The following is a 508-nucleotide window of genomic DNA, read 5'->3' as shown; positions in this document are numbered from 1 at the left end:
TTCTCATTTTCTCCATATTTTTTCTTTGACGTGAATAGCCAATATTTCTTTTTTTCTCCACCTCACTGCTTTATCTATACAGCTCGGAAAACACTCCCTAAGTCACCCAATTGCATGATCAATTTTTCGTTTATTCAACCCTTTGGAATATCTCATCCAACAATGAAGCGCTCAAACATTGAAATCACCAACAAAACAACATGTTTTAAATTATCGTCTCTTAACAAATTCTACTAAAAAAACATAAATTTTTAAAAGAATTTATTTTTTACTTGATCAATAATCGCACGACAAAGCTTCGCATGCTCCCCACCGGGCTTAGCCACCAAGAGAGGTACACCGTCATCTGAAGAAGAGCGCAAAGCTGCATCAAGCGGCACCTCTGCCAAGAAAGGTAAAGCTCTACGTTCTGCTTCTGCACGCGCGCCGCCATAGCCAAAAATATCGTAGCGCTTTCCCGTATCAGGAGCAATAAAATAACTCATATTCTCAATGAGCCCTCAAATGG

The 508-nt window shown here is 39.4% G+C and carries 1 pseudogene; it reads right to left on the bottom strand.

The features are described 5' to 3' along the window. Positions 1-251: 251 nt before the first annotated feature. Positions 252-500, bottom strand: a pseudogene (locus tag ACFIK8_RS13200) (P-loop NTPase); the annotation flags it as partial. Positions 501-508: the final 8 nt, after the last annotated feature.

The organism is Bartonella sp. MR168JLCBS (genome assembly GCF_042194175.1).
Note: the sequence above shows the minus strand (reverse complement) of the source record. Positions and strands in the feature narration are given on the sequence as shown.